The 22,750-nt window shown below is 47.8% G+C and carries 23 protein-coding genes; 4 read left to right on the top strand and 19 right to left on the bottom strand.

From position 1 onward, the window contains the following. Positions 1 to 2 precede the first annotated feature (2 nt). The 7 genes from GKG41_RS07640 to GKG41_RS07610 form a co-directional block, all read right to left on the bottom strand. Positions 3 to 1,169, bottom strand: coding sequence for an amidohydrolase (locus GKG41_RS07640; RefSeq protein ID WP_173015538.1), 1,167 nt, complete (start codon positions 1,167 to 1,169; stop codon positions 3 to 5). A 23-nt stretch (positions 1,170 to 1,192) separates the two neighbouring features. After that, on the bottom strand, positions 1,193 to 1,858 hold the full coding sequence (locus GKG41_RS07635) for a DUF1028 domain-containing protein (protein ID WP_154257943.1): 666 nt from the start codon (positions 1,856 to 1,858) through the stop codon (positions 1,193 to 1,195). Further along, positions 1,848 to 2,840: an oligopeptide/dipeptide ABC transporter ATP-binding protein gene (locus GKG41_RS07630; protein WP_279233615.1), complete on the bottom strand. Its 993-nt coding sequence runs from the start codon at positions 2,838 to 2,840 to the stop codon at positions 1,848 to 1,850. Before GKG41_RS07630 ends, GKG41_RS07635 begins: the two co-directional genes overlap by 11 nt. After that, positions 2,833 to 3,819, bottom strand: a complete 987-nt coding sequence (locus GKG41_RS07625) for an ABC transporter ATP-binding protein (protein WP_347563283.1) — start codon at positions 3,817 to 3,819, stop codon at positions 2,833 to 2,835. The genes GKG41_RS07630 and GKG41_RS07625 overlap by 8 nt, the downstream gene beginning before the upstream one ends. Before the next feature lie 15 nt (positions 3,820 to 3,834). Further along, positions 3,835 to 4,674: an ABC transporter permease gene (locus GKG41_RS07620; RefSeq protein ID WP_154257942.1), complete on the bottom strand. Its 840-nt coding sequence runs from the start codon at positions 4,672 to 4,674 to the stop codon at positions 3,835 to 3,837. 10 nt (positions 4,675 to 4,684) lie between these two features. Further along, positions 4,685 to 5,626: an ABC transporter permease gene (locus GKG41_RS07615; RefSeq protein WP_154257941.1), complete on the bottom strand. Its 942-nt coding sequence runs from the start codon at positions 5,624 to 5,626 to the stop codon at positions 4,685 to 4,687. 75 nt (positions 5,627 to 5,701) lie between these two features. Continuing rightward, entirely contained in the window at positions 5,702 to 7,306 is a 1,605-nt protein-coding gene (locus GKG41_RS07610; RefSeq protein WP_154257940.1) for an ABC transporter substrate-binding protein, read from the bottom strand. A 378-nt stretch (positions 7,307 to 7,684) separates the two neighbouring features. Between GKG41_RS07610 and GKG41_RS07605 the strand changes: the two genes are divergently transcribed. Then, entirely contained in the window at positions 7,685 to 8,131 is a 447-nt protein-coding gene (locus GKG41_RS07605; RefSeq protein ID WP_154257939.1) for an Lrp/AsnC family transcriptional regulator, read from the top strand. A 39-nt stretch (positions 8,132 to 8,170) separates the two neighbouring features. Here GKG41_RS07605 and GKG41_RS07600 read toward each other — a convergent pair whose 3' ends face one another. From GKG41_RS07600 to GKG41_RS07560, 9 genes are all read right to left on the bottom strand, one after another. Further along, entirely contained in the window at positions 8,171 to 8,683 is a 513-nt protein-coding gene (locus tag GKG41_RS07600; protein ID WP_154257938.1) for a hypothetical protein, read from the bottom strand. 21 nt (positions 8,684 to 8,704) lie between these two features. Further along, positions 8,705 to 9,244, bottom strand: a complete 540-nt coding sequence (locus GKG41_RS07595; RefSeq protein ID WP_173015539.1) for a DUF2284 domain-containing protein — start codon at positions 9,242 to 9,244, stop codon at positions 8,705 to 8,707. A gap of 10 nt (positions 9,245 to 9,254) precedes the next feature. After that, the gene (locus tag GKG41_RS07590) at positions 9,255 to 9,800 is read right to left on the bottom strand and encodes a M48 family metallopeptidase (protein ID WP_154257936.1); all 546 of its coding nucleotides are present in this window, start codon (positions 9,798 to 9,800) and stop codon (positions 9,255 to 9,257) included. Between the two features lie 64 nt (positions 9,801 to 9,864). Then, positions 9,865 to 10,758, bottom strand: a complete 894-nt coding sequence (locus GKG41_RS07585) for an HD domain-containing protein (protein WP_154257935.1) — start codon at positions 10,756 to 10,758, stop codon at positions 9,865 to 9,867. A gap of 101 nt (positions 10,759 to 10,859) precedes the next feature. Further along, entirely contained in the window at positions 10,860 to 11,699 is an 840-nt protein-coding gene (locus GKG41_RS07580) for a Cof-type HAD-IIB family hydrolase (protein ID WP_154257934.1), read from the bottom strand. Next, positions 11,696 to 13,219 carry an AAA family ATPase gene (locus GKG41_RS07575; RefSeq protein WP_154257933.1) on the bottom strand — a complete coding sequence of 508 codons (1,524 nt, stop codon included), beginning with the start codon at positions 13,217 to 13,219 and terminating at the stop codon, positions 11,696 to 11,698. The genes GKG41_RS07580 and GKG41_RS07575 overlap by 4 nt, the downstream gene beginning before the upstream one ends. Before the next feature lie 19 nt (positions 13,220 to 13,238). Then, positions 13,239 to 14,579, bottom strand: a complete 1,341-nt coding sequence (locus GKG41_RS07570) for a VWA-like domain-containing protein (RefSeq protein ID WP_154257932.1) — start codon at positions 14,577 to 14,579, stop codon at positions 13,239 to 13,241. Positions 14,580 to 14,600: 21 nt separating this feature from the next. Beyond that, a complete protein-coding gene (locus GKG41_RS07565) occupies positions 14,601 to 15,575 on the bottom strand; it encodes a leucine-rich repeat domain-containing protein (protein WP_154257931.1) in 975 nt (324 codons plus the stop codon). Beyond that, positions 15,565 to 16,365 (bottom strand): HAD family hydrolase, encoded by an 801-nt coding sequence (locus GKG41_RS07560; protein WP_173015540.1) that lies wholly within the window; start codon positions 16,363 to 16,365, stop codon positions 15,565 to 15,567. The genes GKG41_RS07565 and GKG41_RS07560 overlap by 11 nt, the downstream gene beginning before the upstream one ends. Positions 16,366 to 16,904: 539 nt before the next feature. Here GKG41_RS07560 and GKG41_RS07555 point away from each other — a divergent pair. Next, the gene (locus GKG41_RS07555) at positions 16,905 to 17,234 is read left to right on the top strand and encodes a hypothetical protein (RefSeq protein WP_154257929.1); all 330 of its coding nucleotides are present in this window, start codon (positions 16,905 to 16,907) and stop codon (positions 17,232 to 17,234) included. A 104-nt stretch (positions 17,235 to 17,338) separates the two neighbouring features. Here GKG41_RS07555 and GKG41_RS07550 read toward each other — a convergent pair whose 3' ends face one another. The 3 genes from GKG41_RS07550 to GKG41_RS07540 are packed head-to-tail and all read right to left on the bottom strand — an operon-like array spanning position 17,339 to position 20,868. After that, a complete protein-coding gene (locus GKG41_RS07550) occupies positions 17,339 to 18,094 on the bottom strand; it encodes a glucose 1-dehydrogenase (RefSeq protein WP_154257928.1) in 756 nt (251 codons plus the stop codon). A 19-nt stretch (positions 18,095 to 18,113) separates the two neighbouring features. Then, positions 18,114 to 18,902, bottom strand: coding sequence for an acetoacetate decarboxylase family protein (locus GKG41_RS07545; RefSeq protein WP_154257927.1), 789 nt, complete (start codon positions 18,900 to 18,902; stop codon positions 18,114 to 18,116). A 25-nt stretch (positions 18,903 to 18,927) separates the two neighbouring features. Next, positions 18,928 to 20,868, bottom strand: coding sequence for an FAD-dependent oxidoreductase (locus GKG41_RS07540; RefSeq protein WP_154257926.1), 1,941 nt, complete (start codon positions 20,866 to 20,868; stop codon positions 18,928 to 18,930). Between the two features lie 172 nt (positions 20,869 to 21,040). On the opposite strand from GKG41_RS07540, the gene GKG41_RS07535 reads away from it, so the two are divergent. Both GKG41_RS07535 and GKG41_RS23730 read left to right on the top strand, forming a co-directional pair. Continuing rightward, on the top strand, positions 21,041 to 22,285 hold the full coding sequence (locus GKG41_RS07535) for a helix-turn-helix domain-containing protein (RefSeq protein WP_173015541.1): 1,245 nt from the start codon (positions 21,041 to 21,043) through the stop codon (positions 22,283 to 22,285). Beyond that, positions 22,282 to 22,413, top strand: a complete 132-nt coding sequence (locus GKG41_RS23730) for a hypothetical protein (RefSeq protein WP_279233614.1) — start codon at positions 22,282 to 22,284, stop codon at positions 22,411 to 22,413. Before GKG41_RS07535 ends, GKG41_RS23730 begins: the two co-directional genes overlap by 4 nt. The last annotated feature ends 337 nt before the right edge of the window (positions 22,414 to 22,750 follow it).

The following is a 22,750-nucleotide window of genomic DNA, read 5'->3' as shown; positions in this document are numbered from 1 at the left end:
GTTTACTCTATGCCAAAATATTCCCATACATACTGTATATACATTGCCATACAGATGGGCAGGCAGTCTTCGTCAATATCAAAGGTTCCGTGATGATGAGGGGAGGCTATTCCTTTTTCTTCATTTCTGGAGCCTATATTCATATAGGTTACCGGGGCTGTCTCCAGATATTCCGCAAAGTCCTCGGCTCCCAGGCTAAGCTCCTGTTCTTTTACAGCCTCCGCCCCCAATATTTTAGATGCTGCACAGATAGCTGTGTCTGTCATTCTATGATCGTTGAAAACTACTTTCGCGGTGATTTCAAAGTCAACGGACGCCTGGCATTTGTAAGCAGTGGCTGTAGCTGCTGCGATTCTGCGTATGGCATTTCTGTTTACCGCTCTTTGGCACTCTTCCAGCACCCGGATACTGCCTTCAATATAAGCATCCTCCGGAAGGATATTGAAGGCGGTACCGCTCTGGAAAATCCCAACAGTCATTACCGTTGGCTTCAGGGGATCGCTCTCCCTGGTAATCACACTCTGCAGGGACTGAACGAGAGATGCCCCTGCCAGCAGAGCGTCCGCACCGTTTTGCGGCGCGGAACCGTGACAGCCTCTTCCCTTGATCCAGATACGGAACTTATCATTGGCAGAGGACATCACCCCTTTTCGTATGGTTGCCTCTCCTATAGGAAGAGAATTAGAGACATGGAGCCCAAATACACCGTCCACGTCCTTCACTGCGCCGCTTTCCACTACCGTCCTGGCACCCTGGCCGTTTTCCTCTCCCGGCTGGAAAATCAGTTTTATCTTTCCCGGAATTCTATCCCTGTGCTCCTGCAAAAAGGCGGCAGCACCCAAGAGGGCAGCCGTATGTCCGTCATGTCCGCAGGCATGCATCAGACCGGGGTGTTTCGACGCATAGCTGCACTGATTCAGCTCTGTCATTTCCAGAGCATCGATATCTCCTCTCAGGCCCAGGATTCTGCCCCGGCTGTTTCCCTCTATAATGCCCACGGTTCCTGTTTTTCCGGCCTCTAACCAGGGAATCCCCATCTCGTCCAGCCTCCGCCGAACATATTCTGCCGTCTCATATTCCTGCATACTCGCCTCAGGGTGCTGATGAAGATATCTTCTGGTGGAAACCAGCTCCTCCCGCTGCTTCTTTGCCTCATCTAAAATGTCCATTTTATTCTCCTCACACATAATCGTTATCCTTTAATCCCTTTTCTCACATTATCTACCCAGCTGTCATAAGTCTCAAAAATATGCTCCTTATTCTTCTGATAGATTTGATTCAGCTTTGATACTGCCTCCGGATCATCATCTACCCGGAAATCTATATAGGGAAACCCCTGGATCTTATCTACCCGGATAACAGCGGCCTGTTTTCCCCTGCGGTCTCCGCCGCTCCGATCTGCCGCAGTCAGCGCATTCATCAGCCGGTCTGCCAGATTTCCTCTGGTCTTTAGAAAAGCCTCTTCCATCTCCTGGAGCACCTCTTTACCTGTGAGAATATTGCCGGCTATCACATACCCGTCTCCCCGGAGATGTAGCTTTACCGGATCGTTCTCACTCCCTGTAAATGCCGCTGTGTTACCTTTATAGTCTACCACAGATATCTGTCTCAGTTCCTTTCCCTTATCTTCCTGTAGTGCCTTGTGCAGTGCCTCCTCCGCGGACGCTCCCCGCTGGATTCTGCCCATAACGTCCTCGTTCAGGAAGGGATTTACCCATCCTTGGGAAGCTATGATCCCGTGTGAGATTCTGATGAAAGGGGAAAACGCCCCCAGCCCCGGAAAACAGGAGGCTGCTGCGCCCCCCATACACCCAGTCTCTCTGCACACGGCAATAATAGAATATGTATTAAATTTCATGGATTACCTCCGCACTTTTATATTTGTCACAGGCCACATAATGGCCAGGCTCTGCCTCTGTAAGTTCCGGAACTTTTCCGGCACATGCCTCGTCCCCATAGGGACATCTCATCCTGAACGCGCATCCCCGGGGCAGATGAATGGGACTTGGAACCTCCCCTGTCAGCCTCTTTCTCTCCATCCCAGCGCCGGGCACCGGTATGGGAATCGCAGAGATCAGGGCCTGGGTATAGGGATGCAGCGGCCGTTCATACAAAGCATCTGATGGGGCAATCTCTACAATTCTTCCAAGATACATGACCGCTACCCTGTGGCTCACGTACTGGACCGATGCCAGATTGTGAGAGATAAAGATCATGGTCATCTGAAATTTTTCCTGCAGCTCCTTCAGCAGATTTAGTATCTGTGCCTGTATGGATACATCCAGAGCTGACACCGGCTCATCTGCTATGATAACCTTAGGATTCAGCAGAATTGCCCTTGCTATACTGATCCGCTGGCGCTGTCCCCCTGAGAATTCATGGGGATATCGTTTCAAAGCATCCAAAGGAATCCCTGTCATTTCCAGCATACGGGTAATTCTTTCCTCCCACTGTTCTTTTGGAATGCCGTGCGTCCGCAGAGGCTCCTCCAGAATTGCCTTTATGCTCATTCTGGGATCAAATGCAGCATAAGGATCCTGAAAAATCATCTGAAAGTCTTTTCTGTGTCTCCGAAGTTTCTGGGAGGAGAGATCCATCAGATTTTCTCCTTCCAGTACCACACTTCCACAGGTAGGCTCAATCAGACGCATAATCAGTCTTCCAAGCGTGGATTTCCCGCAGCCCGACTCGCCCACAATCCCCAAGGTCTCCCCCTTTTCAAGGGTTAAAGTAACGTTCTGCACTGCTTTGAGCATTTCCTTTTTATAGGGAAACATTCTTCCCTTGACTGCAAACTCTTTGGACAGGCCGCTGATTTCTAGTATTATTTCTCTATCCAATCCTGCCCACCTCCTTGCAAGAAACATAATGTCCGGAAGCAATCTCCAAAAGAGAGGTGTCCCGGCTGCACTCCGGCTTCCGATCTGGACATCGTTCTGCGAATTGGCATCCTGCCTTCTCTTCATATAATTTGGGCGGTTGTCCGGGAATAGGAATCAGCTTTTCTTTTCTCCCCAGAACCGGAACGCAGGCCATAAGCCCTTTGGTATAGGGGTGCAGGGGATGTTCAAACAATTCTTTTACCGGAGCCTTCTCCACAATCTCTCCCGCATACATTACAGCCACTGTATCACACACTTCCGCTACCACACCCAAATCATGGGTGATCAGAAGAATAGCAACTCCGAAGGTATCTCTGAGTTCCCTCAAAAGGTCCAGAATCTGTGCCTGTATGGTAACATCCAAGGCTGTGGTAGGTTCATCCGCAATCAGAATCTCCGGCTGACACATGAGAGAAGCGGCGATGATAGCCCGCTGACGCATTCCCCCTGAAAACTGAAAGGGATAGTCCTCCGCCCGCTCTTTTGCTGAGGGGATTCCCACTTTCTGAAGCTGGATAATTGCCTCCTCTAAGGCATCCTGTTTCTTTTTCTTTCGGTGAATCTCCAAAACCTCTCCCACCTGTCTTCCCACTTTCAGAACAGGATTCAGTGAAGTCATGGGATCCTGGAAAATCATGGCGATCTTGTTTCCCCGCAGCTTCTGCTGCTCTTTTTCCGGCTTATCCAGTATGTTTTCTCCGTGAAACCAGGCCTCACCCCTTACTATTTCATGTTTTTTCTTTCCCACCAATCCCAGAAGAGAATTGGCTGTCACAGATTTTCCGCATCCGGACTCTCCTACCAGTCCCAGGATTTCTCCTTTTTTCAGAGAGAAGTTCACGCCCCGGACCGCATGCATATGTCCCTGTCTGGTGGCGAATTCTACCTGCAGATTCCTAACCTCCAGAAGGTTCTCATTACTATTTGCTTCTTTCACAGCAGTTCCCCCTCTCTAATTTTCCACATTCCTGAGACGGGGATCCAGAACATCCCGAAGCCCATCCCCAAGTATATTAAATCCCAGCACAGCCAGGGCTATGGCGATTCCCGGAAATACGCCCACCCACCAGGCAATCTCAATCCATGATTTACCGTTGTTCAGCATAATTCCCCAGGAAGGAATGTCCGGCTCCACGCCAATTCCCAAAAAACTTAAGGCTGCCTCTGACAGGATTGCAAAGGCCAGAGACAAGGTAATCTGCACCAGGATAGGGGCCAGCACATTGGGAAGAATATGACGCACTATAATAGAGAAGTCAGATACCCCTATGGATCGGGCTGCCTCCACATGGAGGGATTCCTTTACCGTGAGGACAGCTCCCCTTGTTATTCTGGCAAAAATAGGAGTATAGACAATCCCGATGGCAATCATAATATTATTCAGGCTTGGCCCCAGAATAGCCATGATTAACAGTGCCAGCAAGACCTCAGGAAAAGCAAACATAATCTCAATCACTCTGGAAATAATCCCGTCCGTAAGTTTGCCGAAGTATCCGGCCAGCACCCCCAGGCATACACCTGCTGCCGTGGCAATGCTGACAGAGACAAGAGACACCTGAAGGGAGATTCTGGAACCATAGATGATTCTGGACAGAATATCTCTCCCCATATTGTCCGTCCCCAGAAGATGCTTCCCCCCCGGCGGCATCAGCACCGCTGTGCTGTCCATATAGTAAGGGTCAAAAGGAGCAATCACAGGGGCCAGAACAGCTGACAGGATAAACAGCAGCAGGATAAGGCTTCCAGCCACAGCCAGCTTGTTATGTATAAAACGATGCATAAACTCTTTCATACCAGCCCTCCTAATAACGAATCTGAGGATTTACCACACAATACAGCAAATCCACGATCAGATTAATCAATACAAACATAACGGCAATAAACAATACGGTTCCCTGGAGCACCAGATAATCTCTGTTATTAATCGCCTGCAAGGCGAGGGAGCCAATGCCCGGGAGTGAAAATATTTGCTCTATTACCACAGATCCTCCTAAGAGAGATCCTGTCTGGAGACCTAAAATAGTCAGCACCTGAATCATTGTATTCTTAACGCCGTGTTTTAAGATCAGCCTGGTTTGAGAGAGCCCCTTTGCCTTCCCCATCTTCATATATTCCTGATCTACTACCTCAATCATCGCTGACCGGGAAGAACGCATAACCACAGCGCTCACCGCCACTCCCAGAGCAAGAGCCGGCAGAAACATACATCTCAGGTTTGCCAGTATCCCCTCAGAAAGAGGGACAAATCCCCCGGAGGGGAACCACTTTAAGGTCAGGGAAAAGAACAAGACCAGCATGGTCCCCAGCCAGAACCCCGGGATAGAGATCCCAAGAAGTCCCAGCACGGTAACCGCAGAATCGGGCATACGGTTTCTCTTGCAGGCTGCCCAGTAGCCCATGGGAATTCCCACCAATACAGCCATCAGCAGGCTGAAGAGGGTAAGTTCCAGCGTAACCGGCACCCGGGAAAACAAAAGCAGGGCTACCGGCTGATTGGAAATATAGGAAAATCCAAAATCACCGGTCAGAATTCCCTTAAGCCATATAAAATACTGGGTGATTATGGACTGATCCAATCCATATCTCTGCCGCAGAGCCGCCGCAGCTTCTTCCGTGTACTGGGTTCCCAGAGTAACCGTGGCATAATCACCCGGAATCAGCCGCACGGCAAAAAAGACTACCACAGAGATTCCCAGCAGCACGGGAATGATACTAACCAACCGTTTCAGAATATATCGAAGCATTCTCTTCTCCTTTCACAGATATGCAAAATACAGGAAAGAGCCTGACGCATCAGACTCTTTCCGGAATTTCATAATTTACTCAAAATAAACGTCCTTCAGGAAAATGGTAGTAGCGGTTGGATGCACCGTATAACCCTTAACATTATCCCGCATGGCAACGGTAAAATTGTTCATGTACAAAAACGCCATGGGGGCATCTTCTGCAATTACTTTCTGTGCTTCTTTGTAAATCGCCATTCTCTCTTCCTTGTCCAGAGTGGAACGGCCCTGTTCCAACAGCTCGTCTACCGCAGGGTTAGAGTACTTCTGCTGGTTATACGCACCGCCTGTGGTAAACAGGTTATATAAATATTCGTCAGCGTCTACAAAACCTGACCAACCGCAAATTGTCAGGTCAAAGTCTCCCTGATTCAGACCGTCAAAATACACCCCTGACTCCAGTGCGGAAATCTCTGACTCAATGCCTGCCTCTGCCAGCTGCTGCTTCACCATCTGCGCGGCATCTACCTGATACTGCCAGTCAGAACCGACAGTGATTTTTAATGTTATCTCGCCCTCCTCATATCCGGCTTCTTTTAACAGGGCTTTTGCCTTTTCCAAATCTCTTGCAGGATAAACTTCATCACCGCCGTAGTACTCATGTGTGGATGGAATATTAGCCTCTTTCAGTACTTCGGCATTTCCCATTTTTACAGCCGTATTAATGGCATCCCTGTCAACTGCATTGGCAACGGCCTGTCTTACTTTTACATCCTTCAGATATTCTGACTCACAGTTCATGCCCACATATTCCCAGAAGGTACCCGGAACAGATTCCATGGTTACCCCTTCTGCGTCCTTCAAAACTGCAATTTCCTGATCTATGGCATCGATAATCATATGAATCTCGCCGTTTCTCAGGGCAGTGGCGCGTGCCGTGGCATCTGCAATTGTCTTTAAAACAAGGCTGTTTACTTTTGGAAGCCCCTCCTCCCAGTATTCAGGGAATGCTGTCAGGTTCAGACTGCTGCCCTCTGTCCACTGTTCCAGTTTGTATGGGCCTGACCCTGCGTCTGCATTGGCAAGGCTCCCTCCGTTTTCCTCCACCACTGCCTTCTCCACTATTGCATTTAATGAATTGGCAAGATAGGTAAGAAACGGTGCGTACTGGGAGGAAAGTGTAATTACAACGGTGTTCTCGTCCGGAGTTTCGATGGACGAAACCTTGTCAAACTGGGAAGCCCGTGCCCCCCCATTCATAATTCTCTCGAGAGAATATTTTACGTCCTCACTGGTCATAGTATTCCCGCTGTGAAACTTAACCCCCTCCTGAAGATGAAGGGTATACACAAGCTCATCCTCAGAAACCTCATAGGATTCGGCCAGAGAGGGCGCCACCTCCCCATAAGCCTCCGTATATGTAAATAACGTATTGTACATGTTCTCAATGCAGATCCCAGCCGCCTTATCGGTCACCATATGGGGATCCAGTCCGCTGGGGTCAGACTGAATGGCCACAATCAACTGATCCCCATCTGTCTCTTTGGACGTATCCTGCACACCTGATGAAGCAGCCTCCGAGGTATCCGATTCCCCGCTCCCTTTGGAATCACCGTACTCCGCAGGGGCATCTGAACATCCTGACAGCACAAGCGCCGCTGACAATATCAGGGCTGACAGCAAACTAATTCTTTTTTTCATACCATTGCCTCCATAATCTTTTGTAAATTACCTTGCACTCATTCCTCTAGGCTGCTGTATTCACCGGTTAATTCTGGTTTTCTTACAGTGTGTTCTTTATAAAATAAAGTACATTCGGAAAAAATATTTATTATATAAAGTTTTATCGCCTAAATAGTATGTTTTAGTAATTCCATTAGGGAAATCTTAGCAGAAATTAGTTGCTTTGTCAACCGCCAATTAATGCTTTGCCTTTGAAGAAGACAAAAAAGAAAATTTTGTTAATTTCTTAAAATAATACTAACAACAGCAGAGTATCTTATGGTATCATATACATGCAGAAAATCATTCCCTGCTTCAGAATGTGTCAAGCAGGGAAACCATAGGCGGGGAATATTCATGGACAAATTAGATAAAGAAATACTTAAAATATTAAGCCAGAATGGGAGAACTTCTTTTAAACAGATTTCTGAGGCTGTGGGACTCACCTCCCCTGCTGTCAAAACAAGAATAGAGAAAATGGAAAAAGATAATATTATCAAGGGCTATTCTGTCAATCTGGACAATAAAGCTGTGGGATTTATGGTGACAGCCTTTATCAGTGTGGCTGTGGAAACTGCCTCCAGAGATGAGTTCTATTCTTATGTGCAGTCCTGTCCCAACGTAATTGAGTGTCATGGGATTACAGGACAATATTTTGCTTTGCTGAAAGTACTTTTCAAGAGCACCATGGATCTGGATAACTTCCTGAACAAGATTCAGAAATTCGGAGAAACCAGTACTAATATCGTTCTCTCAACCTATAAAGAGCCGCACAATATAAATCTGATGGACGAAGAGATTTAAAAAAGAGAAAGCCGTATTTTGCTACAGCTTTCTCTTTTTTTATTCTAAGAGCAGTGTCTCTCTGTAATTGTATACCTCTCGTTTCCTCCAGAGCAGAAACTTCCGCTTTAGAAAAGGCTCTCCGTTCCTTTTGGCCTGGTCCTGGTCCCTGATTTCATATTCTCCGTTCGTCACAACTATGATAAGTTTGGACCTGGCATAATACATTTTCAGATATCCCGCCAGTTTTTCCAGAGTCTTTTTCTCTTTCACAGGTTCAAATCCCTGGTAAAAAGCTGACATCATCAGACGGGGCATAGCCGCCACGGTGGATTCCACTCTTCCATCCGCCTTCCACCAAAGTACATTCAGCCTCACATTGCGGAACACTTGGCCGTGGCCCTTCAGGGTTTTTACAAGCTCTATAACGGTATCCTCTAATTCTTCTTTTTCCATTGCGCAATCCAGTACCAGCGCCATCTCCAGTATTTCCTTGGTAAAGTTACCCGGTACATGGAGTACACGCTCTACCTGCTGCAGCAATTTCTGACGTTGTACAATAGTAATTGCCATTCTCTCTTCCTTTCCTGTTGTCTAGTGATATAAGAACAGACTGAAATAAGATATCTGTCTGCCGTTTCCCCAGTATGTCATATCACATGCCTCTGCCATTTTATCCGCCTGTACACAGTAGGCAGACAGGCAGGAGCTGATCTGTTCCGGATAGGCACACTCCTCCCCTTTTTCTCTTCTGCAGGGCCGGCACAGATCGCAGGGGCCAGCCAGCATAGGCAGTCCGGTAAGTCCCGCCTCTTTCAGTCTCCTGATAAAAGCTCTGGATCTCTTATTATGTTCCTTTTTCAAACGGGCCAGCTCTTCCTGGGAATTCATGTCTTCCACCTCACAGACAGTCTGAAATACCAGGGCATTTTCATATTCTCTGGCCCTGGCCTCCATCTGTTCCGGTGAACCACAGTCCGGAGGGCAGGAATAATTGTCCCCGTAATTGCCGCAGAGGTTCTCCTCACAGTAGCGCCGGAAATCGGCGTTGAATACCAGCTGTTCCGCTTTTATCACTTTAGCCTTTGTAAACCCTGCCTCAGCAGCCATATCTTCTATTAAATACTCTTCCATACGAACCTCCTTATGATCTTTCCCACAGTTCCCTTCCATGCTCTTTCAGCCACCTCTGATATATTCTGTAGTCCGGCATGGCATCCTCCACAACCTGATAAAACCCAGGGGAATGATTCATCTCCTTCCGGTGGGCAAGTTCGTGTATCACCACATAATCCAGCACCTTTTCGGGGGCCAGAATCAGCCGCCAGTTAAAATTCAGGCTGCCTTTTGCACTGCAGCTTCCCCAGCGGGTTTTCTGTTCCCGAATGGTAATCCGTGTAAAGGTAACCCCCATGATTTTGGAGTAGACCCGCACCTTATCTCCAATCTTTTTCCCCGCCATCTCAATCAGGTGCTGCTTTTCCTTGGGGGAGTAGGGTGGGACCGCCTTTTTCTTAAGTTCTGCCCTTCTCCCGGCAATTTTCTTTTGAATCCAAGGTTCTTTGGCAGCCACAAATTCTTCTATTATTTTCTTCGGGCACCCATAGGGTGCCCTCACCAGCAGTTCTGCCTTCTCTGTAATTTGTATGCACAGCGTCTTTCTTCCGCTGTACAGGATGTCATAGTTCATAGCAGACCCCTCTCATTTTCTACCCCTTCCAATGGATTCATTCCCTTGTTCCTATCCGGCCCTTCTATCCTTCTGACTGTTCATGCCCGAAAATCACCCTGCACAGATACATGTATTCCTGATAAGCCTGCGTATCCTCCAACTCTGACAGGATTTCGCCAATTGTCGTATAATACCACCGATGCATCCCTGGATCCGTGACATTAAACCTCTGCCATATAGCTTCGCCTTCTTTGTCATAGCCCCTTTTGGTGGCCCTCATATTGGACAGCTTATCCGCAAGTACTATTTTTTTTAACTCCGCGGGTTCTTTCTTAATCTGGCTGATCATCTCCATTTTTCTGATTTTCCAGGAATCTTTTGCCGGAAGATGCCGTCTCTTATCTTCGGTCTCTTTCTTCACCAGTTTCAGCACCCTCTGCCCGAACCTCTGTTCCAGTTCTAGCTCCCCGCTGGGGGTATCTTCCAGAACGTCGTGGAGTACCCCTGCCATAAGAATATCCGGATCCTCTGTCATCCCTCTTAAGATTGAAAGAACCTCCATGGGATGCACAATATATGGAATGCCGGTCCCCTTCCGAACCTGCCTTTTGTGGGCCTCTGCTGCAAACTGCAGCGCCTGTTCTATGGACTCCTCTGTCTTTTCCCTCTTTAAAATATAATCAGGAAACACCGGCACCAGACCGGCACCTATCAGACCGTCCGCATACTTTTTCCACTGATTGGGTGTACGGCAGTCTGTCCTCTCCTGCCACGGGAAATCATAATATCGGCAGACAGGCTGTCCGTTCCCGTCTCTCCCAGTAAAACAGGGACAATAGCTGCAGTATACCGGATTCTCTAACACTGCATTGGCAGCTCTGCAGTACAGTCTGCCTTCACGGTCACAGGCCGCGCTGTGGGGTATGCATCTGTAAGCATACTCCTTATTATGTATTGCCTCTTCCTCTTTTGTCATGACAAAAGCCCCCCTTGTAATCCCTTTATCCGTAATTGGAAACCGGGCTGCACGCTCCCGTATCACCCGCATATCTTCATTATAACAAAAACCTGCAGTTTTTATAGATACTCTTTTAAGATTTCCCAGATTCCTTCTTCATCGTTGGATGCCGTCACGGTATCAGCCACCGCCTTTAGCACAGGGTTCCCATTGGCCATGGCAACTCCCAGGCCGGCTGCCTCAAGCATTTCCCTGTCATTCTCACCGTCTCCAAACGCAATCATATGCTCTTTTTTCAGCCCCAGCCTTAAAAGAAGCTCCTCCAGAGTTCTGCCCTTTCCTGCCCCTGCCGGTCCGAATTCCAGATACCGGTCCAGGGAAGAAGTTACATAGAGGTCCGGAATCTGTTCCGCCCGGCTCCGCAGTTCCCTTTTCAGCTCTGGATCCGAAACTACCAAATCCATTCCCTCTATCCTTCCAAGGTTCTCTCTTATAAATCCTTTTATATCTTTGACAGGCTTCCTGGTTTTCTGCACATAGGCCGCGCTTTCCGGGGACACACGGTATGCCCCGGGGTTTTCCACGTAGGATCTGGAAGCGTATGCCTGTCCTTCCATAAACACCTCCACCGGACACGGACAGGAGAGTAAAAGTTCAGTCAATTCCTCCACCGTGCGGCGCTCCATATCGCGCCCGTAGACGCGCATCTGATCCTTCAGGGAAAACAAACTGCTGCCGTTGGAGGTAATCACATACTCCATGATCCCCCATTTACTCACTGCCGTGGGAAGTGCAGTAAAAGCTCTTCCGGTGGCTGCCACTATATGAATCCCCTGAGCTGCTGCCTTTTCCAGAATCTCCTTTGTTTTTGGCATCACCTGTTTATGAGAATTCAACAGCGTTCCGTCAATGTCCATGGCTATCAATTTTACCTGTCTTGCTTCATCTCTTCTATTCATATACTGTTAATCCTCTCAAGAAGATCTCTGTTAGCTTCCTCAAACAACAGCTGCTTATTATACCTGTAATATCTCTCACACTCATATTCCTGAAGGAATTTCACACTGTAAACATTGGCGTTCAGTTCTGTCATAAAGATTACCATCTCCTGGCTCTCTCCGAAGGCCGCCTCCATAAAGTCAAAGACATGCTCCAGTCTGTCCTCTGACTTCTTCTGGAAGGCTTCCAGCTTTTCCGTTTCCTCAAGAAACAATTCCTGAAGCCGCTCAACTGCTGTCTCCGGATCCCCGGCCTTCTCAGTGCGAAGAACTGACCGGTAAGCTTCCAGTGTATTGATTGTCCATACCAATGTCTTCTTCTCTTCCCTCCCCAGAATCTCTGCTTTCTTCTTGTTTTCCAATTCCTGTTCTAACAGGGAGATCCCCTGTGTAAGAACCTCCTCTGGTGCAGCTGCAGCTTCTTCCTGTGCAATATTTTCCTCCAGATGCTTTTTTATTCTCTTCAGCTGCTGGTAAAGCCGCTCTACATAAGCCTCCATCTCCTGTTCCTTCCGGAAAGAGGTACTCAGGCGTTCCAAAAACAGACCGATCACACTGAGACGCTCATCAAAGGATGCATGGGACAGTTTCTTTAGGAGCAGGCTGTCAATCTTCCCCTGCAGCACCTGCTCCACCTGGTAATCCGCCTGATACATATAGTACAGTTCCAGATAATTAGCGAAGTCTTTAGCTATCCTGGGATGCTGAATGTATTGAATGACAACTTCCCGATCCACTTTTTTCTTCAGTGTCTCATAGACTGCTATCAGCCTGGATAGATCCTCCCAGCCTCTGGGGGTGGCAAAAATCTTTCCGTCCACTGTTGTCTCCATCTGATAAAAATTCCCTGGTTTTGTATTCAGATAGGAAATCACGGCCCCATGTATATTTTCTCTGTAAGCGTACTCCTTCCAGGCCTGATATTCTGGCTCAACCTGGATCTTTTTTACCCGGTCCATAGTTACCACATCAAACTCCCTTACGGATTTGTTATACTCCGGAGGATTCCCCGCTGCAACTATCAGCCAGCCCCTGGGGATGGCATGATTTCCGAATGTTTTGCACTGGAGGAACTGGAGCATGGCAGGAGCCAGTGTTTCAGACACACAGTTGATCTCGTCGATGAAAAGAATTCCCTCTTTTCGCCCTGTCTCTTCGATTTTCTCGTAGACAGATGCCACAATTTCACTCATGGTATACTCTGTCACAGAATACGGCCTGCCGTCAAACTCCTTCTCGGAGATAAAAGGAAGGCCGACAGCACTTTGCCTGGTATGATGGGTGATGGTGTAAGAAACCAGTCCAATCCGGCACTCCTTCGCAATTTGCTCCATAATCTGCGTCTTTCCGATGCCCGGGGCACCCAGGAGAAGCACAGGTCTTTGCCGGATTTCCGGGATAACATATTCCCCTTCCTCATCCTTCAGCAGATAAGCCTCAATAGAATTCTTGATTTCTTCTTTTGCCCTTTTGATATTCATGTATATCTCCTTTTATTTCTCAATCCACTTCTATCCTTGGGTTCTCCAGATCCTCCGGTTCCAGTATCAGCTTGATGGCCCAGGGAGGCACATCCACATCCTGAAAGTCCTCTTTCAGAAAGACAAAGGCAGTTTCATACAAAGGCATGGCCGCAGGATAGGTACCATAACCGTCCGTAAAATAAATCAGGCCTTTCAGCTTTTCAAACGTTCCTTGTTCCACCAGTGTATTCACATAGGCAAAGGCCGGCCTGAAATCCGTTCCCCCCTGCCCAATGATCTGAAAATGGCTCATATATTCTTCCAGCTCTTCCCTGTTTGTGATTACCTTATCCTGCTGAATCCGGTCATCACACTGGATAATATGAATCTTTGCCTTCTGAAAGAAGCTCTCTGTCCCGCTGAGCACAGAGTAAGTCTCCTCCAGAAATTTCTTCACAAGCTCTCCCTTGCAGGACATAGAAGTGTCGATTACAATCACAAAATCCTGTATCTTTTTTATCTCCTTTGTCTCCTGCGGCTCTATGAGAGGCATATTCCCGTAAAGGGACATCCCATAGTGGTAAAAAATGTAATCAAAGGTATCCATATCCACCCTGATTTCCTCCCTCATCACAGAGAATTTTCTGAGAAAGTCTTTATAATCGTATCTCTGACGGTTTTCAGCCTGCACCTGCTCTGCCAGACTTTTAGAATCCTCCGATGCCTCCTTGGAGAATGTCTCCATCTCTGTCTGCATCCTGTCTCTGATGTCATCCCACCGCTGCTGCATCTGCTGCTGTCTGGGGTCCTTTTGGTTTTGCTTCCACTTGCTGTGGTCGTCTGCGTAGAATTCAGCTTCCCAGTGGGCAAGGCGGGCCATTCCATCCTCCCCGGGAAACATGTCCTCCAGTATTTTGTAGATTCCCTGGGCAGTCACTACCTTCAGCCGGCTCTGACAGATTTGGTATACTTTCTTCCTCAGCATATCTTGTCTGCGCCGTATACTTTTCTGCAGAAATCCGTCAATGGCATATTCTGCAGCTATGTCACAGGCGAGATGCCATCTTCGGACCTCCCGTTCCTTGCTTCCCCAGATGTGGCGAAACAGGCAGTGAAAAATCATATGAAGATAGGCCCGGTTCACCCAGACCCTTCCCTCTTTGTATCTTTCCAAAAGAGCTTGGGGGTGAAAAAACAGGCATCTTCCGTCGCAGCCTACCCCATCTACCTCCTCCTCAGGGGTGAAGGCAAGGGAGGACAGAGCCACATCCAGAAACCGCATGCCCAGATACAGCTCATTTCTGGCATTTCTGAGGATCTCTTTTCCAAGTTCTTGTTCCTTTACTTGTCGTTCTTCCTGTTTCTGCAGCGCATTCATAAGGTCTCCTTTTTTCTTCTACTATAACACAAAACGCCTTCTCACGGAGGGATACATGGTATGGCTGAAATCTAAAAGAAAGCTGCCGGCCTGGGCATACCCATCGGCTCCTGCCTTCTCTGTCAGAGTATGCAACGTCTCTCTGCCTTTTTGACCCCCAGGGAGACAGTTCTTAACCAGAAATTCCAGCTGATTCAGCTCTTTATTCTCTATAAGAGAGCACCCTACGCTACCGGCATTCTCTCTCAGATATTCTATATACCTTTCTTCTGCCTCCTTTGTCAGTCTTAAGGGGTACAGAAGCCTTCCCAAAGCAATCCGGGCCGCCAGCTGGATATTCTCCTGGGCTTTTGCCAGATAAAACAGGGAATCATATTCTTCAAACTGGAACTCCTTCTCCAAAAAACAATTGCGGTAATGAAGTCCCGTGCCGTGCACATGTGTCTCCAGAATACGGGCAGGTGTATTCTCCACCCCCTCCTCGTAATATTCCGGAAACCACAGACAGGCATCCTCCTCCCCGTGATAGCAGACACACAGGACTTCCGTCAGCTCAGTCAACAGTTCCTTCAGCCCTGCCGCGTCCTGGCCACATACGGTAAAGTCCAGAGTTCTTACCCGGTGACACCCGGTAAAGGCACCAGCCCCTATGTCCCTCGTCCTGCTGTAAAACCGAATGCTTTCCAGACTGCTGCAGTTGTAAAAAGTATAACGTCCGATTCTCTCCAGTGTTTCCGGGAGAGAAATCTCCTTCAGCCGCACTCCGCAGAGTGCCTGAGGGGGACTTAGCCGGTCAGCACTCCTTGCGGCATCTATCTTTTCCTTTATTGTTCCATCCATATGCTCAGAAAATGCATAGGAAGCAAGCTCCGCTACAGGTTTTCCTTCTATCTCCCCGGGAATCCCCGCATATTCTCCAAAGGAAAAACAGCGTAAAATTTTTACGCCGTCTCCTGTGACCTCATATGCGAACTCCCCGTTCCATTTAATTTCCATCTGTCTTCACCAGTTTTCTTAATACTTTTAATACCCCATCATTTCTGCTGGTGTCCGCAATGTGTTTCGCTGCCTTTTTTACTTCTTCCCTGGCGTTTCCGATGGCATAGCTTTCTTCTGCATTTGCCAGCATTCCCAAATCGTTTCCATTGTCACCAAACGCCATAGTTTCCGAGCGGTCTATCAGAAGTGATTTCTGAATACTCTGTATCGCCTTCCCCTTGTCTGCACTGTAGTCTGCGAAGTCAATCCAGATCCGGCCGGCCAGCATGGTGCGGAAGGTGCCTTCCCACCGGGTTTTCACTCCCTGACTTATACCGTCCACGCCGTCTCTGCAGTAAATAGATACCTTAATCATGGGGATATCCTCTTTTAAAACATCCTCAACCACCTTTACCTGATTGTGGTACCCATTTACCAGCAGATCATAAAGGCCTGTATCTGCCCGTTCGATATACATGGCATCTTTTGCTGCAACAGCGACCTCACATCCCTTCATCCTGCGGATCTCCTGCACCAGTTCTGCCGCTTTGGTCCTGTCCATCATCACTTCCAGCATATCCACATCCCGGCACACAACATACGCTCCGTTCTCCGCAATAAAAATCATATCATGAGCAACAGGATCAAAGAGTCTTCGGATGCTGGCATACTGCCGTCCGCTGGCTGCTGCAAATATAATTCCTTTTTCTTTTAAATCTCTGACTATATCAAACAATTCCGGATTCAATCTGTCTGTCCCCTCGTCCAGAAGTGTTCCGTCAATATCGGTGGCCACTAATTTTATCATAACGTTCTCCTCTGAATCTTGATAAAATACTATGATGTTGGGGGCAAAAGGTATTTTGTCCCCAACTGATGCCCACGGATTGTTCCGTTGCTTCGCAACTCCCACAATCCTGCAAACATTCGGAATCCGCTGATTTACTGCATAAATCGCTGCTTCCTCATGTTTGGCGGATCCAAAGTTCAAATGCCTTATCATGCAAGCATGAACGGCATTTCGACCTTTTGATCCTGGTATCATACTATATATTCATGTTTGTTATTTTGTCAATCCCTATTATATTTGATTTTAGTTCTTATATCTACACTTTTTATTTTCTTATTATAATTATTTAAGATTTCCTTTTCACTTCAAGCCCTGCAACATGCCTTGAAAGGTACATGGTACAGGGACTGTCTCTCAGCCAAGACTCTGATTGCTTCTGAGCGTTTTTAGGTGTATGATGTGCATAAGGGAGAAGAAATACGGCGAACGCCGTGCCCCGCCTTCAGAATAAATACAGGAGGGTCCCGCAGTATGATGTATATTTGGGAGGATAAGCTATGACGAAAGTAAGAATCAAACCTGGAATCTGTAATTTTGTAACCACTGTAATCGCCGAGTGTTCTGACGAAGAAGAAACCGAGGTAACCGTAAAAGTAAAAAGCGGCTGTCCAAGTGTCAAAAAAATGATGGAGGTGCTGGGCGATACCTTTGACGCCTATGAGGTCTGTCTTGTAAAACCGGGGGAGGGTCCCTTCTTTGAGTATGCGAAAACTAATTTTCCCGTTCACGCCGGATGTCCCATACTGGCCGGAATTACGAAATGTATCGAGGCAGAACAGCAGCTGGCTTTAAAGAAGGATGCTTCCATAGAATTTATAGAAGAATAAGCCGGTTCTTTGGCTTCGGAATCTCAAAAGACAGAAAACAGATCTAGCCGGCGCCGGGAAATTTCCCAATGCCGGCTAGATCTGTTTTTCTTTTTCCCTGCTGGTTAAAAAATGGTGTATCCCCCATCCACTGCAAGCCCTGTACCATAGATAAAGGAAGATTCGTCACTGGCCAGAAAGAGAATTGCTTTTGCCACTTCCTCCGGCTGTCCCGGACGTCCTGCTGGATCCATTTTAATTTTCATGGATACAGGATGCTGAGGCATCTGAAGAATTCGGGCGATCATCTGCGTATCAATGGGTCCCGGAAGCACTGCGTTGATGCGGACCCCTTTGGGGCCATGATCCATTGCCATCTGCCTGGTCAGTCCAAGAAGCCCGTGCTTTGCTGTGGTATAAGCAAGACCTCCTCTTCCTGCTGCGGTGGATGCCATGGAAGCAACATTCACAATATTTCCTCCTCCCTGTTTTTCCATAATAGGAATTACCCTTTTGCACAGGGAGAAGGGCGCTGTGAGATTAACCGCCAGAACCTTATTCCACTCCTCATAGGTAATGTCATCCATGTTCGCCAGACTTCCGCCCACACCCGCATTATTCACCAGAATGTCAATCCGGCCATAGGTTTCAAGGCATGCCTTCACCAGTCTGTCAAGCTCCTCTTCAGAGGCCACATTTGTTTTCTGATAAAAGGCCTCGTGGCCTGCTGCCTTAATTTCTTCCACACAGGAGTTCCCGGCCTCTTCGCTGGTTCCCACTACCACTACCTTTGCGCCTTCCTCCGCAAAGAGCCTGGCAGCTGCCCTTCCGATTCCCTTGGTTGATCCTGTGATTACTGCTACCTTACCCTCTAATCTCATATAATTAAACCTCCTCTTTTTATTTCAGCCACCAGTCCCAGCGGATGTAGGAATACGGCAGGAATTCCATAGGATTTATCTGTCCCAGATTTTCACCGGATTCCAGCACATTGTCACCCACCGTAAAGATTCCTCCGAGCATCTTAACCACCTCAAGCTCAGCCCACGGGTCATGAGGGGAATCTGTAAGCGCCATCTGGCATACTGCCATGTCTTTTTCCTTATTGTTATAGACCAGCCTCTGCCGTACAAGGGTTGGTGGAAGGTCAAATCCACTGCCGTCCACTGCCTTGGAGTACTTAATGTTATACATAGGAACACCGTCACCAATCTGGGTGTCCACCACATCTCTTCCTTCCTCCGCATTCATTTTCCCGGTAATCTCTGCATCAATGTGAAAGAATTCAATGCCGTTTCTGGCAATGCTGCCAGTCAGACTTTTTCCCTCACAGTTCATCTGGATATCCGCAGGTTTTTTTGGCAGTCCGCAGATTTCCCGCCCCATAGCCATGGCCATACCGTCGGTTATAGGCATATCCAGGCAGTAGTTTCCCAGTACTCCGTCTTTTTCCGCCAGCACAAAGATACCGGCCTCTTTATATGGAGGGCAGAAACTGGTTCTGGGATAGTCTGCAATAAATGCGTTTACCAGAGGCACCGGCCCTGGTTTCAGACATTTCGGCAAGATTTTTTCAATAATTTCCGGTTTTGTCTCCCAATATACGGTCAGCATCCGGGCATCAAAAAATATGGTTTTCCCCCCAGCTGTCTGCTGTAACTGTTCCATCGTTTTAATAAAGCTACCCATACAATTACCTCCTTTAATCACCTGATTATCTCAAACCACTGGCTGCCTCATAACCTGCCTGTACGGCCTGCGCGATCCGCCCTACCTTTGACGCGTCTCCCAGGATACATACCCGCTCAAAATTCTCTCTGAGCACTCTGCTGAACGTAGGATCATTTTTTACTCCCAGAGAAAGTACGATCTGATCCGCCGGTATCTCTACAGCGGCATGGTCCTTCATGTTCTCTGCCCTTACTCCGGCCTTGGTCACTTCACAGAGTTTGCAGGATGGGATCAATGTCACCCCATATTTTTTCAGCCTGGTAACAATATCAATAAGGTTAGGTGTGTACATGCCTGGCCCGATATTGGGAAGCATCTCTATTACTGTCACCTTGTTTTTCTGCTCTGCCAGGAATTCTGCTGTTTCCAGTCCTGTCATACCGCTTCCCACCATCACCACATTTTTTTCTGTTACTGTTACCTTCTTTCTCAAAATATCAGTTACTGTACATACATTCTCTCCCTGAATTCCCGGAAGCGGAGGTATGATATTTGTGCCCCCAACTGCGGAAAATACAGCATAGGGCTCCAAGGCCTTAATCTCCTCCACATCCGGCTCCCGCTCCAGGTGAATCTCTGCACCCAGGGTCCTGATCTCGTGCTCCAGATACTCCAGGTACCAGCTGATTTTTTCTTTTAACGGGGGAACTGCCGCCAGCCGTGCGCTTCCTCCTAATACCGGCTGTTTTTCAAAGAGCACGGGTATAAATCCACGTATAGCCAGAACTCTGGCTGCTTCCATGCCAGCCGGTCCTCCACCAAGAATAACGACCCGTCTGCCCGCTCCGTCCTTTGACAGCCCGGTCAGCTCAGTCTCACGGCCACACCTGGCATTCACAGCACACTTGATCATTTTTCCGTTCAGTACATCTTCAATGCAGTACAGACAGGAAATGCAGGGACGAATTTCTTCCTCTTTACCCTCCCTGGCTTTATTTCCCCACTGAGGATCTGCCAGCTGTGCTCTTCCCAAAGCCACAAAATCCTGAATACCTTCCTCCAGAAGCTGCTCCGCAAAATCAGGTTTTCTGATCACGTCACAGGCAATCACTGGTATATGTACGGCCTTTTTCACGGCTGCTGCCAGGTGCTTTTTCCATCCCTGAGGATAAGATGTGGGCTCAATAATAGTATTAACCGTTTCATAAGTCCCTGCGCTCACGTTGATGACATCAACCCCCAGCTGTTCCAGAGCTGCCGCTGTCTTTACCGCATCCTCAAGCCCAAATCCGCCCGGCACAAATTCATCTCCGTCGATTCTCACAGACACAGGAAACTTTTTTCCGCAGGAGGCTTTAATACCCCCGACAATCTCTGCCAGAAAACGGAATCGGTTGTCAAAGCTTCCCCCGTATTTATCTGTTCGGATATTACTTTGGGGGCTCAAAAAAGATCCTACCAGATATCCATGGGCAGCGTGAATCTCCACCCCATCCATGCCAGCCGCCTTAGCGATATTCGCCCCTATAATGAATTTTTTTACCATTCCCTCCACTTCTTCTGTGGTCATCTCTCTTGGCATCTCCCCGATGGCGCTGCTCATAATCGGGCTTGGACCTGCAATCTGCCTTCCGTCTATAAATTTGGAGCGGTTTTCTCTTCCGGGGTGATGCAGCTGAAGAAAAATCCTGGTGTCATATCTGTGAATCCGCCTGGCCAGACGCTCCAGACCGGGGATATAACGGATATGGTTTGCACACAGCTGACAGGGTGTGCCGATCCCAGTCTCATCATCCACTCTGGTAATCTCTGTGATAATCAGACCACAGCCGCCCTCCGCCCGCTCTTCATAGTAACGGATAATTTCCTCATTAACCTCACCATTGCATCCGGGAAGATTGGTGCCCATTGCCGGCATCACAATCCGGTTCTTTGTCTCCAGGCACCCAATCTGTCCCCTCTCAAATAATCTCTGATACTTCATTGCCGCACCCATCCTTTCTGACGATATTCTCTCTTTCCCCTCATTGCCTTATCAATTTCTCTGTGTTATAGTTGAATTATAGTCAATATATCAACAAATTCCTATGTTAACCAGTGCCAAAAATACCTACACCAATGGTGCACTGTGCATAATCATATTGAGGAGACTGCCTATGGAACTCACACAGATTCCCTCCCGGGATCATATCTATGCCAGACTGTTTGAAGCCTACGTAAATGGTGAAAGCCTCCAGGCCTTAATCCAGCTGACCGCGGATCTGCTGCTAAATCCTATTATAGTCATTAATGTCAGCTACCAGATTATCGGGCACTCTAATATCCTGGAGATCGCAGATTCTTTCTGGCTGGATCATATTAAAAATGGATTCTGTCCCTACGAATTCATCGTAAAAGTAAATACGCTTCCCTGTGTAAAAGAAGGAAAGCGCAAAGAGAATACATATGAGGTTTGGTGCGAAGAAAGCCAAAATAAAAAGCTGGTATCTAAATTGAAGAATAAAGATATTCCCATCGGAAATGTAATCATGATGGGATGCAAAAGAGACATCCGTCCGGAAGATTATACCATTTTGGAAAAGATTGCCGCCCTGTACAGCATGAAATTGTCGGAGTATCAGAGGCCCACCCATCAGCGCCCCCAGTCTGTGTACTACGAAAACCTGCTCCTGGATTTAATTGAAAGAAAGCATCTGTCCGGAGAGGAGATTCTGTCCTATCTGGAACTGGGGAAGCTTACCTTCCCCTCCCGGATGTACGTCCTGTCCATGAATCCGGGAAACTTTAACAGCAGTGACTGTTCTCTGGATGATATCCGGGATAACTGCAGCTACCTGTTTCACCGTTTTCCCGCAGTCTATTACCGCGAACATTTTATTGCTGTCTGCGACGGGGATAAATTAGAGGAACAGCTCAGCAAAATTCAGGAATTTTTATACACAAATCACATTTATGTAGGCATCAGCCGGTGCTTCCGGAGGATAGAGGATTTCTATAAATTCTACCAGCAGTCTCTGAAAGCCATCACCCTGGGCCGCTGCGCCTGTCCGGGCGAATATATCATTTACTATTCCAGGGTACAGTATTTCGAATTCCTGGAAATGGCAGATTATCCCCTGGACAGTGACAGTCTGTGCCACCCTTATCTTCTCACACTGAAGGAGTATGATAAAGCCCACAACAATAACCTTTTTGATACACTTTACCAGTACATTATTAATGACGGAAATATGCAGAAAACTGCTGCAGATTTATTTATACACAGGAATACCGTGCGGTACCGGATGGATAAGATACAAGAACTGGTGCCCATTGATTTCTCCAATATTGCTGAAATATCGAATGTGTTTATCTCTTATCGAATCATGAATTATTTGGGGGAGAAGGAAAGGCATAAATGATAGTTTTGTGTAATAGTTTTGTGTATGTGAAGTTCGGGGTTATGCAGTCGGCGAGCAAGGCGTTGCAGACGGACGGATATAGAAGGGAGCACCGGGGAGACAGGGCCAGGCCAGGGGCCGGGGTATAGGGGCAGGTCAGCTCGAGGCTCCGTTCCCCTCAGCTAAGTCCTACCAGCTGCTAAGCTCGTCAGGAGAGCCTTCCTCGCTAATCAGCTGGTGGCCTGGATCTTCGGCTCACTCCGCTTGACCTCCCTGACCTGCCCCTATACCCCGGCCCCTGGCCTGGCCCTGTCTCCCCGGTGCTCCCTTCTATATCCTGGCAGAGACTCACTTCACATTCACGGAAAACGGGTGGGGAAGGTCGAGAGTTGTACACTTTTCCTCTGGTTTCACACTATTGATAACTCGATATTTTGGATAAATAGCCAACCCCCTGGAACTTCCCCATACCCAGGTGAGAGGAAT

The organism is Lactonifactor sp. BIOML-A5, assembly GCF_009677585.1.
GTDB lineage: Bacteria > Bacillota > Clostridia > Lachnospirales > Lachnospiraceae > Lactonifactor.
This window is presented reverse-complemented; position numbering and strand designations above follow the sequence as displayed.

What these genes read in the sequence shown, in the direction of transcription:
- GKG41_RS07605 (WP_154257939.1), top strand. Translation starts at nt 7,685, where the DNA reads ATGGACAAATTAGATAAAGAAATACTTAAAATATTAAGCCAGAATGGG.
- GKG41_RS07570 (WP_154257932.1), bottom strand. Translation starts at nt 14,579, where the DNA reads ATGAATGCGCTGCAGAAACAGGAAGAACGACAAGTAAAGGAACAAGAA.
- GKG41_RS07600 (WP_154257938.1), bottom strand. Translation starts at nt 8,683, where the DNA reads ATGGCAATTACTATTGTACAACGTCAGAAATTGCTGCAGCAGGTAGAG.
- GKG41_RS07560 (WP_173015540.1), bottom strand. Translation starts at nt 16,365, where the DNA reads ATGATAAAATTAGTGGCCACCGATATTGACGGAACACTTCTGGACGAG.
- GKG41_RS07640 (WP_173015538.1), bottom strand. Translation starts at nt 1,169, where the DNA reads ATGGACATTTTAGATGAGGCAAAGAAGCAGCGGGAGGAGCTGGTTTCC.
- GKG41_RS07635 (WP_154257943.1), bottom strand. Translation starts at nt 1,858, where the DNA reads ATGAAATTTAATACATATTCTATTATTGCCGTGTGCAGAGAGACTGGG.
- GKG41_RS07555 (WP_154257929.1), top strand. Translation starts at nt 16,905, where the DNA reads ATGACGAAAGTAAGAATCAAACCTGGAATCTGTAATTTTGTAACCACT.
- GKG41_RS07575 (WP_154257933.1), bottom strand. Translation starts at nt 13,219, where the DNA reads ATGAATATCAAAAGGGCAAAAGAAGAAATCAAGAATTCTATTGAGGCT.
- GKG41_RS07610 (WP_154257940.1), bottom strand. Translation starts at nt 7,306, where the DNA reads ATGAAAAAAAGAATTAGTTTGCTGTCAGCCCTGATATTGTCAGCGGCG.
- GKG41_RS07615 (WP_154257941.1), bottom strand. Translation starts at nt 5,626, where the DNA reads ATGCTTCGATATATTCTGAAACGGTTGGTTAGTATCATTCCCGTGCTG.
- GKG41_RS07585 (WP_154257935.1), bottom strand. Translation starts at nt 10,758, where the DNA reads ATGACAAAAGAGGAAGAGGCAATACATAATAAGGAGTATGCTTACAGA.
- GKG41_RS07580 (WP_154257934.1), bottom strand. Translation starts at nt 11,699, where the DNA reads ATGAATAGAAGAGATGAAGCAAGACAGGTAAAATTGATAGCCATGGAC.
- GKG41_RS07590 (WP_154257936.1), bottom strand. Translation starts at nt 9,800, where the DNA reads ATGAACTATGACATCCTGTACAGCGGAAGAAAGACGCTGTGCATACAA.
- GKG41_RS07540 (WP_154257926.1), bottom strand. Translation starts at nt 20,868, where the DNA reads ATGAAGTATCAGAGATTATTTGAGAGGGGACAGATTGGGTGCCTGGAG.
- GKG41_RS07545 (WP_154257927.1), bottom strand. Translation starts at nt 18,902, where the DNA reads ATGGGTAGCTTTATTAAAACGATGGAACAGTTACAGCAGACAGCTGGG.
- GKG41_RS07620 (WP_154257942.1), bottom strand. Translation starts at nt 4,674, where the DNA reads ATGAAAGAGTTTATGCATCGTTTTATACATAACAAGCTGGCTGTGGCT.
- GKG41_RS23730 (WP_279233614.1), top strand. Translation starts at nt 22,282, where the DNA reads ATGATAGTTTTGTGTAATAGTTTTGTGTATGTGAAGTTCGGGGTTATG.
- GKG41_RS07595 (WP_173015539.1), bottom strand. Translation starts at nt 9,244, where the DNA reads ATGGAAGAGTATTTAATAGAAGATATGGCTGCTGAGGCAGGGTTTACA.
- GKG41_RS07565 (WP_154257931.1), bottom strand. Translation starts at nt 15,575, where the DNA reads ATGGAAATTAAATGGAACGGGGAGTTCGCATATGAGGTCACAGGAGAC.
- GKG41_RS07550 (WP_154257928.1), bottom strand. Translation starts at nt 18,094, where the DNA reads ATGAGATTAGAGGGTAAGGTAGCAGTAATCACAGGATCAACCAAGGGA.
- GKG41_RS07535 (WP_173015541.1), top strand. Translation starts at nt 21,041, where the DNA reads ATGGAACTCACACAGATTCCCTCCCGGGATCATATCTATGCCAGACTG.